Source organism: Oleiphilus sp. HI0061, assembly GCF_001635675.1.
In genome coordinates this window covers 1-820 of sequence record NZ_LWFE01001755.1, presented here as the reverse complement: position 1 = coordinate 820, position 820 = coordinate 1, and the positions used below count along the sequence as shown (strand labels likewise).

The following is an 820-nucleotide window of genomic DNA, read 5'->3' as shown; positions in this document are numbered from 1 at the left end:
AAAATTCATTTAGTTCACGTTGTACTCGACCTGATTGTGGCTGACTGGGCAGGCAGTCCAGGCCAGATACCGCCTCCATTAGATCAAGAAGCTCTCGCACAGTCGGGTGCAGACTACCTTCGCCCCTTCATTGAAGAGGCAGGGCTGGATCCAAATAATCTAATTATGTGCTTTGGGCCACCGGCTCAACAAATCCTTAAACAGGCAGATAACCTAAATGCAGATGTCATTGTTGCAGGTAGTCATAGTCGCCACGGGTTTGAAGTACTGCTAGGCTCTACAGCTCATAAGATTTTGAACCTCGCTGAATGTGATGTACTGCTAGTGCGCTGCCCCAAGAGCTAAATAATCGAAGATGTTGATAGCAGCATCCCAATTTTGGAATGCTGTTTCTCATCCTAGCCTTTGTGACTACCAGTCATTTTATGGCAAAGTAAGCCCTCCTTAATAAATATAAAAATGAGGAATACAATGTCATCAGCCGCGATAACCTATACAGAAACAAACCAAGCAATACCCCAAGAACGTGGACAAGTGATTCTAGGATGCCTTAACGAGTTTGCTCGAGACCCCTTGGCCTTCTTCCACCGTTTAATGTCTACCTACCCGGACATAGTGGAATTCCACATCCCTTTTAACAATATGGCGCTTGTCACAAGTGGTGACTTAAGCCACCAAATTCTTGTAAGCCAAGCAAAAAAATTTAGAAAGTCAGACCGAGACGTTGCTGTCATGGGAACCGTTTTGGGAAAGGGGCTGATAACAAACAATGACCTTGCTAATCATAAGACTCAAAGGAAATTAGTACAGCCAGGCTTCC

General features: G+C 44.8%; 2 protein-coding genes. Both read left to right on the top strand.

Annotation, left to right across the window (positions count from 1 at the left end):
• On the top strand, positions 1–345 hold a 345-nt coding region (locus A3735_RS26870), incomplete at its 5' end, for a universal stress protein (RefSeq protein ID WP_068638988.1).
• A 126-nt stretch (positions 346–471) separates the two neighbouring features.
• On the top strand, positions 472–820 hold a 349-nt coding region (locus A3735_RS26865; RefSeq protein WP_197486078.1), incomplete at its 3' end, for a cytochrome P450.